The sequence below is a fragment of the Stenotrophomonas sp. YJH_SMC_110 genome (assembly GCF_059369255.1).
Genome location: NZ_JCAFSM010000001.1, coordinates 211750 through 227323, shown reverse-complemented (window position 1 = coordinate 227323; position 15574 = coordinate 211750). Strand labels below are relative to the sequence as shown.

The window sequence follows — 15574 nt, the reverse complement described above, 5'->3', positions numbered from 1 at the left end:
TACCAGAGTGCCGGCCAGCGGCCGGCACTACCCGGTATGGCGGAAGGCTTATTCCTCCAGGAACAGGCTCACCACATCGTTGGTGAACCGGCGGCCCAGCTCGGTCGGTTGCACATGACCCTCCGCCACCTCCAGCCAGCCGCGCTGGACGGCCTCGGCCAACGGAGCGTCCAGCACGCCGCGCGGCAGCCCGGTGCGCGACTCGAAATCGCGAAGGCCGAACCCTTCGTGCAGGCGCAGCAGGTTGAGCATGTACTCGAACGGCAGGCGCTCGGCTGCGATCACATCGTCACCCCCGAAAGAGGCCGGCGTGCCAGCGCTGTCCAGGTAGGCCTGCGGATGCTTCAGCTTCCAGCGGCGCAGCACGTGTTCTTCGGCGCCCGAGCTGATCTTGCCGTGCGCACCGGCACCGATGCCCAGGTAATCGCCGAAACGCCAGTAGTTCAGGTTGTGCGCGCTTTGCCGGCCGGGGCGCGCATAGGCGCTGACCTCGTACTGGCCGAAACCAGCCTGTGCCAGCAATGCCTGGCAGTGTTCCTGCATGTCCCAGGCGTTGTCTTCATCGGGAATGCCCTGCGGCGGCCGCGCGAAGAACACCGTGTTCGGTTCCAGGGTCAGCTGGTAGTGCGAGATGTGCGCCGGTTGCAGTGCAAATGCACGCTCCAGGTCGGCCTCGGCGCCGGCCAGGGTCTGTTCCGGCAGCGCATACATCAGGTCGATGTTGAAATTGTCGTAGCCCGCGTCCTGCGCCATCTTCACCGCGCGCTCGGCTTCGCCACTGTCGTGGATGCGGCCCAGGCGCTTGAGCATGGCGTCGTCGAAACTCTGGATGCCGAAGCTGAGGCGGTTCACGCCGGCCGCGCGGTAGCGGTCGAAACGGCCATGCTCGGCGGTGCCCGGGTTGGTTTCCAAGGTGATTTCGGCGTTGGGGGCAAAGCGCAGGCGCGCGCTGGCCTGCTGCAGGAAGCGGTCGATCGCTTCCGGCGGGAACAGGCTGGGCGTGCCGCCACCGAAGAACACGCTGTGCACCACCCGGCCCCAGACCAGCGGCAGGTCCTGGTCCAGGTCGCGCAGCAGTGCATCGATGTAGGCCTCGAACGGCAACTCGCCCTTGGCCTGGTGCGAATTGAAATCGCAGTACGGGCATTTGCGCACGCACCACGGCAGGTGCACGTACAGCGACAGCGGTGGCGGCACCAGCCGCGGTGCGCTGTCGTGGTCAGCGGAGCAGGCTTCGCCGGGCAGGTGGTTGCAGTGGTCGTGGGCGTGCGGCATGGGCTTCATCGGTAGTGCCGGCCGTTGGCCGGCTTCCCTGGTTCGATCAGGTCGGGCGTCAGTACAGCGTCGCCAGCTGTTGCTTGAGCTGCTGCAGGGCAATGGCACGGTGGCTGATGGCGTTCTTCAGCGCCGGCTCCATTTCCGCGGCGGTCAGGCCGTGGGTGGTGTCCAGGAACACCGGGTTGTAGCCGAAACCATTCGTGCCACGCAGCTCACGGATGATCTGCCCTTCCCAGCGGCCTTCGCAGATCAGCGGCTGCGGGTCGGTGGCGTGGCGCAGCAGCACGATCACCGCATAGAAGCGGGCACTGCGCTGGCCATCGGGAACACCGGCCATCGCGTCCAGCAGCTTGGCGTTGTTGGCAGCGGCGTTGGTCGGGTGGCCGGCATAGCGCGCGCTGTACAGGCCCGGTGCACCACCCAGGGCATCGACGATCAGGCCGGAATCATCGGCCAGCGCCGGCAGGCCGGTCGCTTCGCAGGCGGCGCGTGCCTTCAGCAGCGCGTTCTCGACGAAGGTCAGGCCGGTCTCTTCCACGTCGCCCAGGCCCAGCTCGGCGGCCGAGGTGATCTGCAGCGGCAGGTCGGCGAGGATCTCCTGCATCTCCACCAGCTTGCCGGCATTGTGGCTGGCCAATACCAGTTTCTTCATTGACGGGGCTCCAACAGGTCCCAGGTGTTGCCATACAGGTCGCGGAATACCGCGACCGTTGCATAGGGTTCTTCGCGCGGTGCTTCCAGGAACTCGACGCCGGCGGCCAGCATCGCCGCGTGGTCGCGGTGGAAGTCGTCGGTGTTGAGGAAGAAGGCAACGCGGCCACCGGTCTGGTTGCCGATGCGGCTGCGCTGTTCCTCGTCGCTGGCACGGGCCAGCAGCAGGGCGGCGGCGCTGCCGTCGGTCGGGCCGACCACCACCCAGCGCTTGTGCCCCTGGTCGATGTCTTCGAGCAATGCGAAGCCGAGCTTGTCGGTGTACCAGGCAATGGCTTCGTCATAGTCGGCAACCACCAGGGTGGTCAGGGCGATGCGCCGGTTCATGCCGACAGCGCCGCCTGCTGCGCGGCCAGCAGCTCGGCCACGCCCTTCTCGGCCAGGCCCAGCAGCGCGTCCAGTTCATCGCGACGGAAGGCGTGGCCTTCGGCGGTGCCCTGCAGCTCGATGAAGCCGCCACCGTCGTTCATCACCACGTTCATGTCAGTGTCGCAGTCGCTGTCTTCGGCGTAGTCCAGGTCCAGCACCGGGGTGCCGCGGTACACGCCCACCGACACTGCTGCAACTGCGCCCAGGACCGGGTTGCGCTTGATGTCGCCACGCTTCATCAGCACGTTCACCGCATCGACCAGGGCCACATAGGCGCCGGTGATGGCGGCGGTGCGGGTGCCACCGTCGGCCTGCAGCACGTCGCAGTCGAGGGTGATGGTGCGTTCGCCCAGCGCATTGCGGTCCACGCAGGCACGCAGGCTGCGGCCGATCAGGCGCTGGATCTCCAGCGTGCGACCGCCCTGCTTGCCACGGGCCGCTTCGCGGTCGCTGCGGGTATGGGTGGCGCGCGGCAGCATGCCGTACTCGGCGGTGACCCAGCCTTCGCCCTTGCCGCGCAGGAAGCCCGGCACGCGGTTCTCGACGCTGGCGGTGCACAGCACGCGGGTTTCGCCGAAGCACACCAGCACCGAACCTTCGGCGTGGCGGGTGAAGCCGCGTTGGATGACGACCGGGCGGAGCTGGTCGGGCTGGCGGCCGCTGGGGCGGGAGTCGGACATGGTACGGGTTCCGTAATGGCGAGGGAGTACGCCGCCACGCCCGCGGCCTTCACGGGGCGGGCAAGGGGGCTCTGGTGAGGGCGCTAGGTTACCATTCCCCCTTTGCACGCACCGGACACATTCCATGATTCGAAGCATGACCGCCTATGCCGGCGGCGAGCGGGTCACCCCGTGGGGCACGCTGGGCTGCGAGCTGCGCTCGGTCAACCACCGCTTCCTGGAGGTCGGCACCCGTCTGCCCGAGGAACTGCGGGCGCTCGAACCGCAGCTGCGCGAGCGTATCGCCGCGCGCCTGAGCCGCGGCAAGCTGGATCTGGTGATGCGCCTGCGCGCGCCGGAGGCGGCTGCCAACCTGCAGGTGGACGAGGCCCTGCTGGGCCAGCTGGGCCGCCTGGCCCACCGCCTGACCTCCGATTTCCCGAACCTGCAGGTCAGCTTCACCGATCTGCTGCAGCTGCCGGGCGTGACCCGCGGCGAGGCCACGGATGCCGCCGCCCTGCAGGTCGAGGCGCTGGCCCTGCTGGACCAGGTGCTGGACGGCTTCGTCGAAGCGCGTGAGCGCGAAGGCGGCAAGCTGGCTGCGGCCATCAGCGAACGCGTGGACGGCATCGAACGCATCGCCACCGAAGTGCGCACCTTGATTCCGGCCATTCGCGACGGCCAGCGCGCCAAGCTGGCCGCCCGTCTGGCTGACCTGCCGCACCCGGTCGACCCGGGCCGTGCGGAGCAGGAGCTGGTCCTGTGGCTGCAGAAGCTGGACGTGGATGAAGAGCTGGACCGGCTCGGCAGCCATATCGTCGAGATCCGCCGCGTGCTCAAGCAGTGCGAGCCGGTCGGCCGCCGCCTGGACTTCCTGCTGCAGGAGTTCAACCGCGAAGCCAATACGCTGGGCTCGAAGTCGGTGGACAGCCGCACGTCCAATGCCGCGGTGGAGCTGAAGGTGCTGATCGACCAGATCCGCGAGCAGGTGCAGAACATCGAATGATGTTGCATCCAGCGATACAGCAGGGGCGCCTTCGGGCGCCCTTGTCGTTCCAGCGCATCAGCGCACGCTGACGCCCGGCGCTCCTTCACCCAATCGCCCGACCACGGCGGCTTGGCCGAACCCTGCGTCGTGGAAGCAGGCCAGCACCGCATTCACTGCCTCCGGGGTGCAGGACACCAACAGCCCGCCACTCGTCTGCGGATCGGTCAGCAGTGGCTGCCAGTGGCCGGCCAAGCGCTCGGCGAAGCGCACTTCGGCGCCGTACGAGGCCCAGTTGCGGGCGGAGGCGCCGGTCACGCAGCCGCGCTGCAGCAGCTCCAGCGCCTGCGGCAGCAGCGGCACCTGTGCACTGTCCACTTCGGCAGCGACGCCGCTGGCGCGGCACACTTCCAGCAGGTGGCCGAGCAGGCCGAAGCCGGTGACGTCGGTCATCGCGTGCACGCCGTCCAGCGCGGCCAGCGGCACGCCCACGCTGTTCAGGCGGGTGGTCGACGCGATCATCTGCCGGTAGCCCTCTGCATCCAGCACTTCTTTCTTCAGCGCCGACGAGTACACGCCCACGCCCAACGGCTTGCCCAGCACCAGCACATCGCCGGCGCGGGCATCGGCATTGCGCTTGAGCCGTTGCGGGTCGAGCACGCCGATCGCGGCCAGGCCGTAGATCGGTTCCACCGAGTCAATGCTGTGACCGCCGGCCACCACGATGCCGGCATCGGCGCAGGCGCGTTCGCCACCCTGCAGGATGCCGCGGATGGTGTCCTGCGGCAGGGTGTTGATCGGCATGCCGACGATGGCCAGCGCGAACAGCGGCCGCGCGCCCATCGCGTACAGGTCCGACAGCGCGTTGGTGGCGGCAACGCGGCCGAAGTCGAACGGGTCGTCGACAATGGGCATGAAGAAATCGGTGGTGGCCACGATTGCCTGCCGGTCATCGAGGCGGTACACCGCGGCGTCGTCGCTGGTCTCGCGGCCAACCAGCAGTTCGGCCGGTGCGGGAAGTGCTGGAACGCCGCGCAGCAGTTCGCTCAGCACGCCCGGCGCGATCTTGCAGCCGCAGCCGCCGCCATGCGCGAGAGAGGTCAGTCGTCGCGTGGCATCGGCCGTGGATGGGGCGGGTGACTGCGCGTGCGTGGCCATGCCGACATCTCCTGCGGAAACACGAATGGCGGAAGGCAGCAGGAGTCGAACCTACCAGGGAACGATCGACGCCCCCTACTGGGTTTGAAGCCCAGCCGCATGCCCGGATGCGCATGCCTTCCGAAAGTACGGCGGTACCGGTGGGCTCAGTCGCGGGCTGCGTTCCACTGCAGGTCGCCGCGCGGCCGATGCTGGTCACCGACGCGTCGAGTGTAGCCAACGCGATTGAAGAACTCCAAGATCTGGATGCTGCGTTTGCGGCCCAGGCCGATGGCATCGCGGAAGGCCGCCGCATCCACCGCGCCGCTGGCCTGTGACAGCTGCGCGACCATCGCGGCGAGTTCCGCAATGCGCGCGGGTGCATAGAACAGGTCCGGCACCACCTGGAACAGTTCGCCACGTGCGGCGGCGCGGCGCAGGACGGCGCGGACATCGTCTTCGGTCAGTCCGAAGTCGGCGGCCAGAGTACGCACCCACGGCGGATCGAAGCCACCGGCGTGCAGTTGCGGCAGCACGCGTCCCAGCAGCAGGCGCTCGCGTTCCGGTGGCGCATGGTCATGGCCGGGCAGGCGCCACCAGGCGCCCACGCGTTGCACGCTGCCGTCGTCCAGCAGGTCCTGCAGCAGCGCATTCCAGAGCCCCGTCGCAAGCGCGGGCAGGGTGCTGCGTTGCAGGCGCCCGCTGTCGACACCGGGTTCGTCCGGGCGTCGCTCATGCCAGCTACGCAGCGATGTGATCACCTGCTCGTGCAGCACCTGCCAGTGCGAGGCAAGGATGACCACCGTGTCCTCGCGGGTGATGATGCGCTGTGCGTCTGCAGGAAGATCGATCCGGTCGGCCGCGCGCCGGCAGTAGCGTTGCAGCGCGGCCATGGCAATGCCGAAGGGCGCCTGCTGCAACAGCGGGCCGATTCCCGCACCTGTGGCCAGCTGCTCCAGTGCGCCCAGCCAGGCGAGCCGTGCCGGGCTGCGCCGGCGCCGCTGTGGCGGGTCCGGGTCGAGCACGACGCCACCGCCCAGCGTGTGGGTCGCGGCGGAATCGCGGGCGATGAAGCGTTCACCACACATCGCACAGACCGGTGCATCGAACACCAGCTGCACCAACTGCCCATCACCTTGGTCACGGTCCTCCAGCAGCACCACATGGGCCTGCCGGTGCATCGTGCCCCAGTGGATGTGCAGGGGTGCCCAGTCACGCAGTGGTGCTGCCCGTGCGGACAGGCGCAGGCGCACATCGACGCGGGTGGTGGCCAGCAGCGCGCGCGGGTCGGCAATCCAGTCGCCACGATGAATCTCGTCGCGGGCGATGGCGGCCAGGTTCAACGCGCAGCGCTGTCCGGCCATGGCGTGGTCACTGGCCTGGTTCTGCGCGTGGATGCTGCGTATGCGCACATCGGTGGCGGCGGGCATCAGTTGCAGGTGCTCGCCCACCGTGACGCCGCCGCCATGTACCGCGCCGGTCACCAATGTGCCGTGGCCGGCCAGCGAGAACACGCGGTCCACCGGCATGCGGAACAGCTCGCTGCGCAGCGCGGCCTGGCGCGCGTCGGCCTCGCCGGCGGCCCATGCGTGCAGGTGGGCGCGCAAGGCGTTGATGCCTGCGTCATCGGGGGACGTGCTGTTGCAGGCGAACACGGGGGAACCCTGCAGCGGCGTTCCGGCCAGCAAAGCGGCAATCTCGATCTCGACCCGGGCGATGCGCGCGGCGTCCACGCGGTCGATCTTGGTCAGCGCCACCGCGCCGCGATCCACGCCCAGCAGCTGCAGGATCGCCAGATGCTCGCGGGTCTGCGGCATCACGCCGTCGTCGGCGGCGACGACCAGCAGGGCGACATCGATACCGGTGGCGCCGGCCACCATCGTGTGGACGAAGCGCTCATGACCCGGCACATCGACGAAACCCAGCATCGCGGCGGGGCCCGTGCCGTTCGCGCTTTCCACCGGGACATAGGCATAGCCCAGTTCAATGGAGATGCCGCGCGTGCGTTCTTCCTGCAGGCGATCGGTTTCTATGCCGGTCAGTGCCCGCACCAGGCGCGTCTTGCCATGGTCGATATGCCCGGCGGTGCCGACGATCATGGTTGCAGCATGCTCCATTGGGCGAGGAAGTCCGCTTCGTCGGCCGGTTCCAGGCAACGCAGGTCCAGCCACAATGCGTCCTCGCCGATGCGGCCCAGCACCGGTCGCGGCAGCTGGCGCAGGCGCTTGGCCAGGCGGTCCAGGCCGCCACGTTGCGCAGTGGTGATGCGCAGGCCGGCACTGCCGAGCTGCGCCTGTGGCTGCGCACCACTGCCGATCTGGCTGTGCATCCGTGCCTGTTCAAGCATGTAGCCGGTCGGCAGCGCCGAGCGCAGCGGCGGCAGCAGGCGCTGGGCCTGCGCATCCATGTCCTGCTGCGTGCGCGAGAGCGTACGCAGTGTCGGCAGCCGTTGCGCCAGCAGCTCCGGCTCGCGGTACAGCGCCAGTACCGCCTCCAGCGCGGCCAGGCCCATCTTGTCCATGCGCAGCGCACGCTTGAGCGGGTTGCGGTTGATCCGCGCGATCAGGTCGGCGCGGCCGGCGATGATGCCGGCCTGCGGCCCACCCAGCAGCTTGTCGCCACTGAACGAGACCAGGTCGGCACCGGCCGCCAGTGTTTCCTGCACGGTCGGCTCGTGTGGCAGGCCGAAGGCCGCCAGGTCGCACAGGCTGCCGCTGCCCAGGTCCACCACCAACGGCAGGCCATGGTCGTGCGCGATCGCTGCCATCGCCGCGGTGTCGACCTTGGCGGTGAAGCCGGTGATCGCGTAGTTGCTGGCGTGCACCTCCATCAGCAGTGCGGTGCGCGCGCCGATGGCATGGGCGAAGTCGGCCGGGTGGGTGCGGTTGGTGGTGCCCACTTCCAGCAGCCGCGCGCCGGCACTGCGCATCACATCGGGAATGCGGAAGGCACCGCCGATTTCCACCAGTTCGCCGCGCGACACCACCACCTCGCGGCGGTTGGCCAGGCTGTTGAGCAGCAGCAGGACCGCCGCCGCATTGTTGTTGACCACGGTGGCGGCTTCGGCGCCGGTCAGCTCGCAGACCAGCGCCTGCACCCGTGCATCGCGGTCGCCGCGGCGGCCGCGGGTGATGTCGAATTCCAGGTCAACCGGTGCGGCCATCGCGCGGGTGACGGCCTGCACCGCGGACTCGGGCAGCAGGGCGCGACCCAGGTTGGTATGCAGCACGGTTCCGGTCAGGTTGAACATCGGCTGCAGGTTCAGCCGTGCATCGGCGATGAGTGCGGCATCGAGCGCCGCGACCAGTGCCGGGCCTTCAATGGCCTGATGCAACTGCTCGGCCGAGAGCTGCGTGGCACTGATGCGCTCACGCAGCGCCTGCAGATGTACGCGCAGCAACTGGGTGATGCGGCTGCGGCCGTGGCCCTCGATCAGTGTTGCCAAGGCAGGCAGGCGCAGCAACCGGTCCAGCGAGGGCAGCGCGGAAGCCGATGCCGGGGTGGGGGGCGTGGCTGTCATCGCCTCACTCGCCGTCGGATTGCCACAGCAGCGGATTCTGGCTGGCGCGTGCATAGCCTTCCTCGCCCAGCAGCAGGTCCAGCGCCAGCGTGCCAAGGTCATCAGCCACCGGTTCCAGCGACGGATCTTTTTCCAGATACAGGATCTTGCGGTAGCTGTGGCAGTGGTCGCAGGTTTCTGCACGTACCGCGCTCTCGCGCACCGCCTGGCCGGTATCGCCGTCGGCATCAGCCAGGGCGCGATAGGCGATGTCCTTGCCAGCGGCGCCACACTGGCTGCACTGCACGCGCACGTAGTGCCACTGGCAGGCGCACAACGAGCACGACAGGTAGCGGTAGGAGGCATAGGGCGGGCGGGCCTGCACCATGCTGGTCACCGGCAGGGTGCCGCACAGCGGGCACAGCCCTGGCGCATCGGCCAGCGGCTTCAGGTCGCTGGGGCGGAAGCTGGCCGCCAGTACTGCCCAATACACCTGCAACGCATTCATCACCAGCAGCGCAGCGACCGCGTCGACCGGGGGCGCGTCAGCGCGTTCCAGCACGGCGTGGGCCTGCGCATCCAGCCAGGTGTCGTCGGCGGCGGCGACGCGCAGCAATTCCTGCCGTGTTTCCGCCGGTAGCCCCGCTTCGTCGGCGCAGTGCCGGCACAGCGTGCGCAGCCAGTCGCGCCAGCGCCCGTCCAGATGAAGTGTGTTGGCGGGCCGCAACGGCATGCCGGCACTGGCGGCCGCGCTGGACTGCTGCGCGCGCGCGTGGTCCTGCAGCGCCTCGCGTTGCTGGGGTGTCAATTCCTCCAGCAGCGCCTGCTGTGCATCGGCCAATGCCGCCAGCAGCTGCAGGTAACCGCCGATGGCGCTGTGCGCGGCCAGGCTGCGCAGGCGCGCCGCGCGTGTGGCGAACAGCGACCCGGTATCAGGCAGGATGATGCGCGGCACGTCGCGCGAGGCGAGCGTCTCGATCTCACCGGGTTCAAGGATGCGTTGCGCCATGCAGGGCCAGCCAGAAGAACCAGCCTCCATCCTCGCCGTTGTCAGCGCTGGCGTCCAGCGCACTGTAGGCCATTTGAAATGGTCGGGGTCAGATCCGTTTTCCACAGGAAAACGGATCTGACCCCATCGGTTGTTGCCGTGTTCATCGTGTCGACCAAGGTCGACACCTACCAAAAGCACCGGGGAACTGTCGAATGCGCCTCTGCAGGTGCAGGGCCGCAGGCCCTGCCGTTACCCCTCTTCCCGACGTCCGCGCAGGATGTCCCGGAACCATTGCCGGTGATGCTTGTACGCCCACCCATAGGTCACCTTGCCCTGGGTCATCGCCCGCACCGAGCCCTTGATCCAGAGCGCCGCATAGATGTGCACCACGATCGCGCACACCAGCACCCAACCGAACAACGCATGGGCCAGCACCGAGAAGCGGATCAGCCCGATCGGGAAGAGATGGCTGAAGTATTGCCGCCAGATCACGAAGCCGGTCAGCAGCAGTGCCGACAGGCAACCAATGATCGCCCAGAACAGGAGCTTCTGGCCGGCATTGAAGCGGCCCACCGGCGGCAGCTTCTCATCCTCGTTGCGCAGCACATCGCGCATGCCGCGCATCCATGCGCGATCGTCGGCCGTCGGCAGATTGTCGCGCCACATGCGGAACGCCAGAAACGCAAAGCCGACCACCATGGCCAGCCCGATGAACGGATGCAGGATGCGCGTCCACGGGCCGCCACCGAACAGCTGGGTCAGCGGAAACAGCGCGGGATGGAACAGTGCCAGCCCGGACAGCGCCGTCAGCACGAAGCAGATCGCCACGATCCAGTGATTGATGCGGGTCGGCGCGCGGTAGCGGATGATCTGCCGCGGGTGCGGGGCGTACTTCATGGCCGCTGCTCCTCTTCGATCCTCTTCGCCTCGTGTTCGGCTTCCTCTTCTTCCTCGTCATTGACCGTGTTGCGGCCGATGCCGATGTAATGCAGGAAGCCGGCGAAGGCGGTGGCGGCGATCGCCAGCACGCCCAGCGGCTTGGCCACGCCCTTCCAGACTTCCACCATCGGGCTGATCCGCGGGTCCTTGGGCAGGTCGGCATACAGCTCCGGCTTGTCCACATGCTGCAGCACGTACATCACGTGGGTGCCACCCACGCCCTGCGGGTCGTACAGGCCGGCGTTCCCGTAGCCGCGCGATTTCAGGTCATCCACGCGGCCGGCCGCGTGCTCGGTCATCGCCTGCTTGCTGCCGAAGGTGATCGCCCCGGTCGGGCAGGTCTTCACGCAGGCCGGTTCCTGGCCCACCGCCACCCGGTCCGAACACAGTGTGCACTTGTAGGCCTTGTGGTCCTTCTTGGAAATGCGCGGCACGTCGAACGGGCAACCGGTCACGCAGTAGCCGCAGCCGATGCAGTTCTCTTCCTGGAAGTCGACGATGCCGTTGGCGTACTGGATGATCGCGCCCGGCGACGGGCAGGCCTTCAGGCAGCCCGGGTCGCTGCAGTGCATGCAGCCCTCCTTGCGGATCAGCCACTCCAGCTTGCCCTTCTCGTCCTCGTACTCGCGGAACTTCATCACCGTCCACGACTGGTCGCTCAGGTCGGGCGGGTTGTCATAGCTGCCAACGCAGCTGCCGACCTCGTCGCGCAGGTCGTTCCATTCCATGCAGGCGACCTGGCAGGCCTTGCAGCCGATGCATTTGCTCACATCGATCAGCTTGGCGACCTGGCCGGTGTGCGCACCGCGCGCTTCCGGCGAGGGCGTGGTGGTGGCCGAGCGGCGGATGATGTCCAGCGATTGCAGTGACATGGCGTGTCTCCTACACCTTCTCGACCTTGACCAGGATGCACTTCGATTCGGGCGTCTGCGAGTTGCCGTCACCGATGGCGTTGGTCAGCGTATTGGCGATGTATCCGGGCTTGGCCGCACCGAGGAAGCCCCAGTGGATCGGCACGCCCACCTGGTGCACGGTCCGGCCATCGATCTGCAGGGCCTTGATGCGCTTGGTCACCATCGCCACCGCTTCGATGTGGCCACGCTTGGAACTGACCCGCACGCGGCTGCCGTTGCTGATGCCCAGCTCGTCGGCCAAGGCCGCGCCGATCTCGACGAACTGCTCGGGCTGGATGATGGCGTTCAACTTGCCGTGCTTGGTCCAGAAGTGGAAGTGCTCGGTCAGGCGGTAGGTGGTGGCCACATGCGGGAACTCGTCCGGCGAACCGATCTGTGCGCGATCGCTGGCGAATACGCGGGCGGCCGGGTTGTTCAGCGTCAGTGCCTGGCCGGGGCTGAGCGGATTGCTGCGCAGTGGCGTGTCGAATGGCTCGTAGTGCTCCGGGAACGGCCCTTCGGCCATGCCGGCCTTGGCGAAGAAGCGGGCGATGCCTTCCGGGTTCATGATGAACGGGCCCATCCCGCCGGCGGGATCTTCGTCGGCCTTGAAGTCCGGTACGTCCACGCTGCCCCAGTTCTTGCCGTTCCAGGCCAGCAGCGTGCGGCGCGGGTCGAACGGCTGGCCGGCCACGTCGCACGACGCGCGGTTGTACATCACGCGGCGATTGGCCGGCCACGCCCAGGCCCAGCCCAGCGTGTTGCCGATGCCGGTGGGGTCGCTGTTGTCACGCCGCGCCATCATGTTGCCGGTCGGGCCCCAGGCACCGATGTAGATCCAGCAGCCGGAGGAGGTGCTGCCATCGTCGCGCAGGTCGCCGAATGCGGCCAGCTGCTCGCCGGCCTTGCGCACCAGCCTGGTCGGGTCCTTGGGATCGAACACGTCGGCCAGCGCCTTGCCGTTGTATTCCATCGCCAGCTCTTCCGGCGTCGGCAGCTCCGGGTTGGAATACTTCCAGGCCAGGTCGCGCACCGGCTCCCACCACGCACCGCCGTCCTTCTCGTACATCGCCTTGATGCGATGGAACAGCTCGGACATGATCTCGATGTCGCTGCGCGCTTCACCCGGCGGATTGGCGCCCTTCCAGTGCCACTGCAGCCAGCGCGAGGAGTTCACCACCGCGCCGTTCTCCTCGGCGAAGGACGTGGTGGGCAGGCGGAATACTTCGGTCTGGATCGTGCTCGGGTCGACGTCGTTCAACGCGCCGTGGTTCTGCCAGAAGGCGATGGTCTCGGTTTCCAGCGGGTCCATGCTGACCATGAACTTCAGCTTGGAGAACGCGCTGATCAGCTTGCCCTTGTTAGGCGCCGAGGCCAGCGGGTTGAAACCCTGGCAGATGTAGCCGTGGATCTTGCCCTCGTTCATCAGCTCGTACGCCTGCAGCATGTCGTACGGCTTGTCGAGCTTGGGCAGGTAATCGAAGCACCAGTTGTTGTCGGCGGTGGCGGCATCGCCCCACCACGATTTCATCAGGCTGACGTGGAACTTCGGATAGTTCTGCCAGAACGACATCTGGTTGGCGCGCAGCGGCTTCTGCGTGCGCTTGGCGATGTAGGCGTCGTAGTCCTGCTCGTCCTGCCTCGGCAGCGTCAGGTAGCCGGGCAGCAGGTCGGACATCAGGCCGATGTCGGTCAGGCCCTGGATGTTGGAATGCCCGCGCAGCGCGTTCATGCCGCCACCGGCCACGCCGATGTTGCCCAGCAGCAGCTGCACCATGGTACCGGCACGCACGTTCTGTGCGCCGATCGAGTGCTGCGTCCATCCCAGCGCGTACAGGATGGTCATCGCCTTGTCCTTGCCGGCGGTGGACGCGATCATGTCCCAGATCTGGCGGATGCTGTCGGCCGGCGTGCCGCAGATGCGCTCGACCATCTCCACGGTGTAGCGCGCGTAGTGTTGTTTCAGCAGGTTGTAGACGCAGCGCGGGTCCTTCAGCGTCGGGTCGCTGCGTACGTAGCCGTCGTCACCGTAGGCGTAGTCCCAGCTGGAACGGTCGTAGCTGCGCTTCTCTTCGTTGTAACCCGAATACAGGCCGTCCTTGAAGGCGAATTCGTCCTTCACCAGGAACGGCATGTCGGTGTAGTTCAGCACGTACTCGTGCTGGATGCGGTCCTCGGTCAGCAGGTAGTTGATCAGGCCGCCCAGGAACACGATATCGGTACCGGTGCGGATCGGCGCGTACACGTCGGCCACCGCGGCCGAGCGGTTGAAGCGCGGATCGACCACGATCAGCCGGGCCTTGTTGTGTGCCTTGGCCTCGGTCACCCATTTGAATCCGCACGGGTGTGCCTCGGCGGCATTGCCACCCATGATCAGGATCAGGTCGGCATTCTTGATGTCGACCCAGTGGTTCGTCATCGCACCACGGCCTAGCGTCGGGGCAAGACCTGCCACCGTCGGGCCGTGTCAGACACGTGCCTGGTTGTCGAATGCCAGCATGCCAAGGGAGCGGACGACCTTGTGGGTCAGCACCGCGGTTTCATTGCTGGTGGCCGAGGCCGCCAGCATGCCGGTGGTCAGCCAGCGGTTGACCGTCTGCCCGGCTTCGTTCTTCTGCACGAAGTTGGCATCGCGGTCTTCCTTCATCAGCCGCGCGATGCGGTCCAGCGCATCGTCCCAGCTCAGCCGCTTCCACTCGTTGGAGCCCGGTGCCCGGTACTCGGGGTAGAGCAGGCGCGACTTGCTGTGGATGATGTCGGCCAGGCCGGCGCCCTTCGGGCACAGCGTGCCGCGGTTGACCGGATGGTCCGGGTCACCCTCGATATGGAAGATGCTCGGCTCGGCGTTCTTGGCGCCGTCGCCGAGGCTGTACATCAGGATGCCGCAGGCCACCGAACAGTAGGTACAGGTGTTGCGGGTCTCGGTCGCGCGGGTCAGCTTGTACTGCCTGACCTCCGCGAGCGCGACGCCGGGCGCGAAGCCCATCAATGCCAGGCTGGAGCCGACCAGGGTTGTCCCGGTCACTTTCAGGAACTGGCGGCGGCTCATCGATGGCATGCCGTTCTCCTGGGATGGCGGGGAGGCACGGGCCTCCGGGCTGTCGTTGGGTACGGCCCGGTTATAGCACAGGCCCCCGCACGCCCATGTGGCACAAGGCCCGGCGCCGGCGGGGCGGGCGCGCAACGGGGCCGCTCTGGTAAAGTTGCGTGCCCGCCCCCCGGGGAAGCGTCTGCCGGGCCTGGTTCCAGGATGTTCCGCGCAGCCCCCGCCGTCCTGGCGCGATCCTCCGCGCCGGATCTGGAACACCGAGGAAAAATTTTGCGAAATCAACCAGTTGGGTTCCGCGCATGAGCGCCCCGTCGAAGCCGTCGGACGCCGTTGCGCGCGGCACGCTGTACATCGTTGCCGCCCCCTCCGGCGCCGGCAAGAGCAGCATCGTCAATGCCACCCTGGCGCGTGACCCGCAGATCGCGCTGTCGATCTCCTTCACCTCGCGCGCGATGCGCCCGGGGGAAGTGAACGGCCAGCACTACCATTTCGTCTCTGCGGAAAGGTTCGAAGAAATGATCGCCGCCGGCGACTTCTTCGAGCATGCGTGGGTGCACGGCGACTGGAAGGGCACGGCCCGGCAGTCGGTGGAGCCGCAGCTGGCCGCCGGCCAGGACGTGCTGCTGGAAATCGACTGGCAGGGCGCGCAGCAGGTGCGCCAGCTGGTGCCGGGCACGGTCACCGTGTTCATCCTGCCGCCGTCCAGGCAGGCCCTGCAGGATCGCATGCGCAAGCGCGGCCAGGACAGCGAGGCGGTCATCGCCCAGCGCCTGGGCGCGGCGCGCGATGAAATGCTGCACTTCAACGAGTTCGACTACGTCATCGTCAACGAGGTGTTCGACACCGCCGTGGACGAGTTGTGCGCCATCTTCACCGCCAGCCGCCTGCGCCGGGAGGCCCAGAAGGTCCGCCACGCCGGCCTGATCCAGGCCCTGCTGACTCCCGATCCGGGCGCAACTGACTGATTCCAAAAGAATCGGGTAGGGGTTGGCTTGATTTTGTCCAGCTCCTGCCAGTACACTCCGTCCCCTTTCCCTCATTCGACTGAGCGGCCGACCGGTCGC

General features: G+C 67.6%; 13 protein-coding genes and 1 tRNA gene. 2 read left to right on the top strand and 12 right to left on the bottom strand.

What is annotated here, in order from left to right; all coding sequences use genetic code 11:
* Window positions 1–48: 48 nt before the first annotated feature.
* From hemW to rph, 4 genes are read right to left on the bottom strand one after another with little or no spacing between them, the layout of a single operon-like run.
* The gene (gene hemW, locus AC5P6H_RS00965) at window positions 49–1275 is read right to left on the bottom strand and encodes a radical SAM family heme chaperone HemW (protein ID WP_014648283.1); all 1227 of its coding nucleotides are present in this window, start codon (window positions 1273–1275) and stop codon (window positions 49–51) included.
* A gap of 58 nt (window positions 1276–1333) precedes the next feature.
* Window positions 1334–1930: an RdgB/HAM1 family non-canonical purine NTP pyrophosphatase gene (gene rdgB / locus AC5P6H_RS00960; protein ID WP_014648282.1), complete on the bottom strand. Its 597-nt coding sequence runs from the start codon at window positions 1928–1930 to the stop codon at window positions 1334–1336.
* Entirely contained in the window at window positions 1927–2316 is a 390-nt protein-coding gene (locus AC5P6H_RS00955; protein WP_126411321.1) for a VOC family protein, read from the bottom strand. The genes rdgB and AC5P6H_RS00955 overlap by 4 nt, the downstream gene beginning before the upstream one ends.
* Window positions 2313–3038 carry a ribonuclease PH gene (gene rph / locus AC5P6H_RS00950; RefSeq protein WP_014648280.1) on the bottom strand — a complete coding sequence of 242 codons (726 nt, stop codon included), beginning with the start codon at window positions 3036–3038 and terminating at the stop codon, window positions 2313–2315. The genes AC5P6H_RS00955 and rph overlap by 4 nt, the downstream gene beginning before the upstream one ends.
* A gap of 124 nt (window positions 3039–3162) precedes the next feature.
* Here rph and AC5P6H_RS00945 point away from each other — a divergent pair, with 124 nt between their 5' ends.
* Window positions 3163–4023 carry a YicC/YloC family endoribonuclease gene (locus tag AC5P6H_RS00945; RefSeq protein ID WP_495202238.1) on the top strand — a complete coding sequence of 287 codons (861 nt, stop codon included), beginning with the start codon at window positions 3163–3165 and terminating at the stop codon, window positions 4021–4023.
* Between the two features lie 57 nt (window positions 4024–4080).
* Here AC5P6H_RS00945 and selD read toward each other — a convergent pair whose 3' ends face one another.
* The 8 genes from selD to fdnG all read right to left on the bottom strand — a co-directional run bounded on the left by selD (window position 4081) and on the right by fdnG (window position 14519).
* The gene (gene selD / locus AC5P6H_RS00940; protein WP_241887081.1) at window positions 4081–5160 is read right to left on the bottom strand and encodes a selenide, water dikinase SelD; all 1080 of its coding nucleotides are present in this window, start codon (window positions 5158–5160) and stop codon (window positions 4081–4083) included.
* A 26-nt stretch (window positions 5161–5186) separates the two neighbouring features.
* Window positions 5187–5282, bottom strand: a tRNA-Sec gene (locus AC5P6H_RS00935).
* A gap of 24 nt (window positions 5283–5306) precedes the next feature.
* Window positions 5307–7238, bottom strand: a complete 1932-nt coding sequence (selB, locus tag AC5P6H_RS00930) for a selenocysteine-specific translation elongation factor (RefSeq protein ID WP_495202237.1) — start codon at window positions 7236–7238, stop codon at window positions 5307–5309.
* On the bottom strand, window positions 7235–8659 hold the full coding sequence (gene selA / locus AC5P6H_RS00925; protein WP_111206031.1) for an L-seryl-tRNA(Sec) selenium transferase: 1425 nt from the start codon (window positions 8657–8659) through the stop codon (window positions 7235–7237). Before selA ends, selB begins: the two co-directional genes overlap by 4 nt.
* Window positions 8660–8663: 4 nt before the next feature.
* Entirely contained in the window at window positions 8664–9647 is a 984-nt protein-coding gene (gene fdhE / locus AC5P6H_RS00920) for a formate dehydrogenase accessory protein FdhE (protein WP_032956068.1), read from the bottom strand.
* Between the two features lie 231 nt (window positions 9648–9878).
* Window positions 9879–10526: a formate dehydrogenase subunit gamma gene (locus AC5P6H_RS00915; RefSeq protein ID WP_049440476.1), complete on the bottom strand. Its 648-nt coding sequence runs from the start codon at window positions 10524–10526 to the stop codon at window positions 9879–9881.
* Entirely contained in the window at window positions 10523–11440 is a 918-nt protein-coding gene (gene fdxH, locus AC5P6H_RS00910; protein ID WP_346601716.1) for a formate dehydrogenase subunit beta, read from the bottom strand. Before fdxH ends, AC5P6H_RS00915 begins: the two co-directional genes overlap by 4 nt.
* Window positions 11441–11450: 10 nt before the next feature.
* A complete protein-coding gene (gene fdnG, locus AC5P6H_RS00905; protein WP_288496530.1) occupies window positions 11451–14519 on the bottom strand; it encodes a formate dehydrogenase-N subunit alpha in 3069 nt (1022 codons plus the stop codon).
* 290 nt (window positions 14520–14809) lie between these two features.
* Between fdnG and gmk the strand changes: the two genes are divergently transcribed.
* Window positions 14810–15475 carry a guanylate kinase gene (gene gmk, locus AC5P6H_RS00900; RefSeq protein ID WP_014648271.1) on the top strand — a complete coding sequence of 222 codons (666 nt, stop codon included), beginning with the start codon at window positions 14810–14812 and terminating at the stop codon, window positions 15473–15475.
* Window positions 15476–15574 lie beyond the last annotated feature (99 nt).

What these genes read in the sequence shown, in the direction of transcription:
- hemW (WP_014648283.1), bottom strand. Translation starts at nt 1,275, where the DNA reads ATGCCGCACGCCCACGACCACTGCAACCACCTGCCCGGCGAAGCCTGC.
- rdgB (WP_014648282.1), bottom strand. Translation starts at nt 1,930, where the DNA reads ATGAAGAAACTGGTATTGGCCAGCCACAATGCCGGCAAGCTGGTGGAG.
- AC5P6H_RS00955 (WP_126411321.1), bottom strand. Translation starts at nt 2,316, where the DNA reads ATGAACCGGCGCATCGCCCTGACCACCCTGGTGGTTGCCGACTATGAC.
- rph (WP_014648280.1), bottom strand. Translation starts at nt 3,038, where the DNA reads ATGTCCGACTCCCGCCCCAGCGGCCGCCAGCCCGACCAGCTCCGCCCG.
- AC5P6H_RS00945 (WP_495202238.1), top strand. Translation starts at nt 3,163, where the DNA reads ATGATTCGAAGCATGACCGCCTATGCCGGCGGCGAGCGGGTCACCCCG.
- selD (WP_241887081.1), bottom strand. Translation starts at nt 5,160, where the DNA reads ATGGCCACGCACGCGCAGTCACCCGCCCCATCCACGGCCGATGCCACG.
- selB (WP_495202237.1), bottom strand. Translation starts at nt 7,238, where the DNA reads ATGATCGTCGGCACCGCCGGGCATATCGACCATGGCAAGACGCGCCTG.
- selA (WP_111206031.1), bottom strand. Translation starts at nt 8,659, where the DNA reads ATGACAGCCACGCCCCCCACCCCGGCATCGGCTTCCGCGCTGCCCTCG.
- fdhE (WP_032956068.1), bottom strand. Translation starts at nt 9,647, where the DNA reads ATGGCGCAACGCATCCTTGAACCCGGTGAGATCGAGACGCTCGCCTCG.
- AC5P6H_RS00915 (WP_049440476.1), bottom strand. Translation starts at nt 10,526, where the DNA reads ATGAAGTACGCCCCGCACCCGCGGCAGATCATCCGCTACCGCGCGCCG.
- fdxH (WP_346601716.1), bottom strand. Translation starts at nt 11,440, where the DNA reads ATGTCACTGCAATCGCTGGACATCATCCGCCGCTCGGCCACCACCACG.
- gmk (WP_014648271.1), top strand. Translation starts at nt 14,810, where the DNA reads ATGAGCGCCCCGTCGAAGCCGTCGGACGCCGTTGCGCGCGGCACGCTG.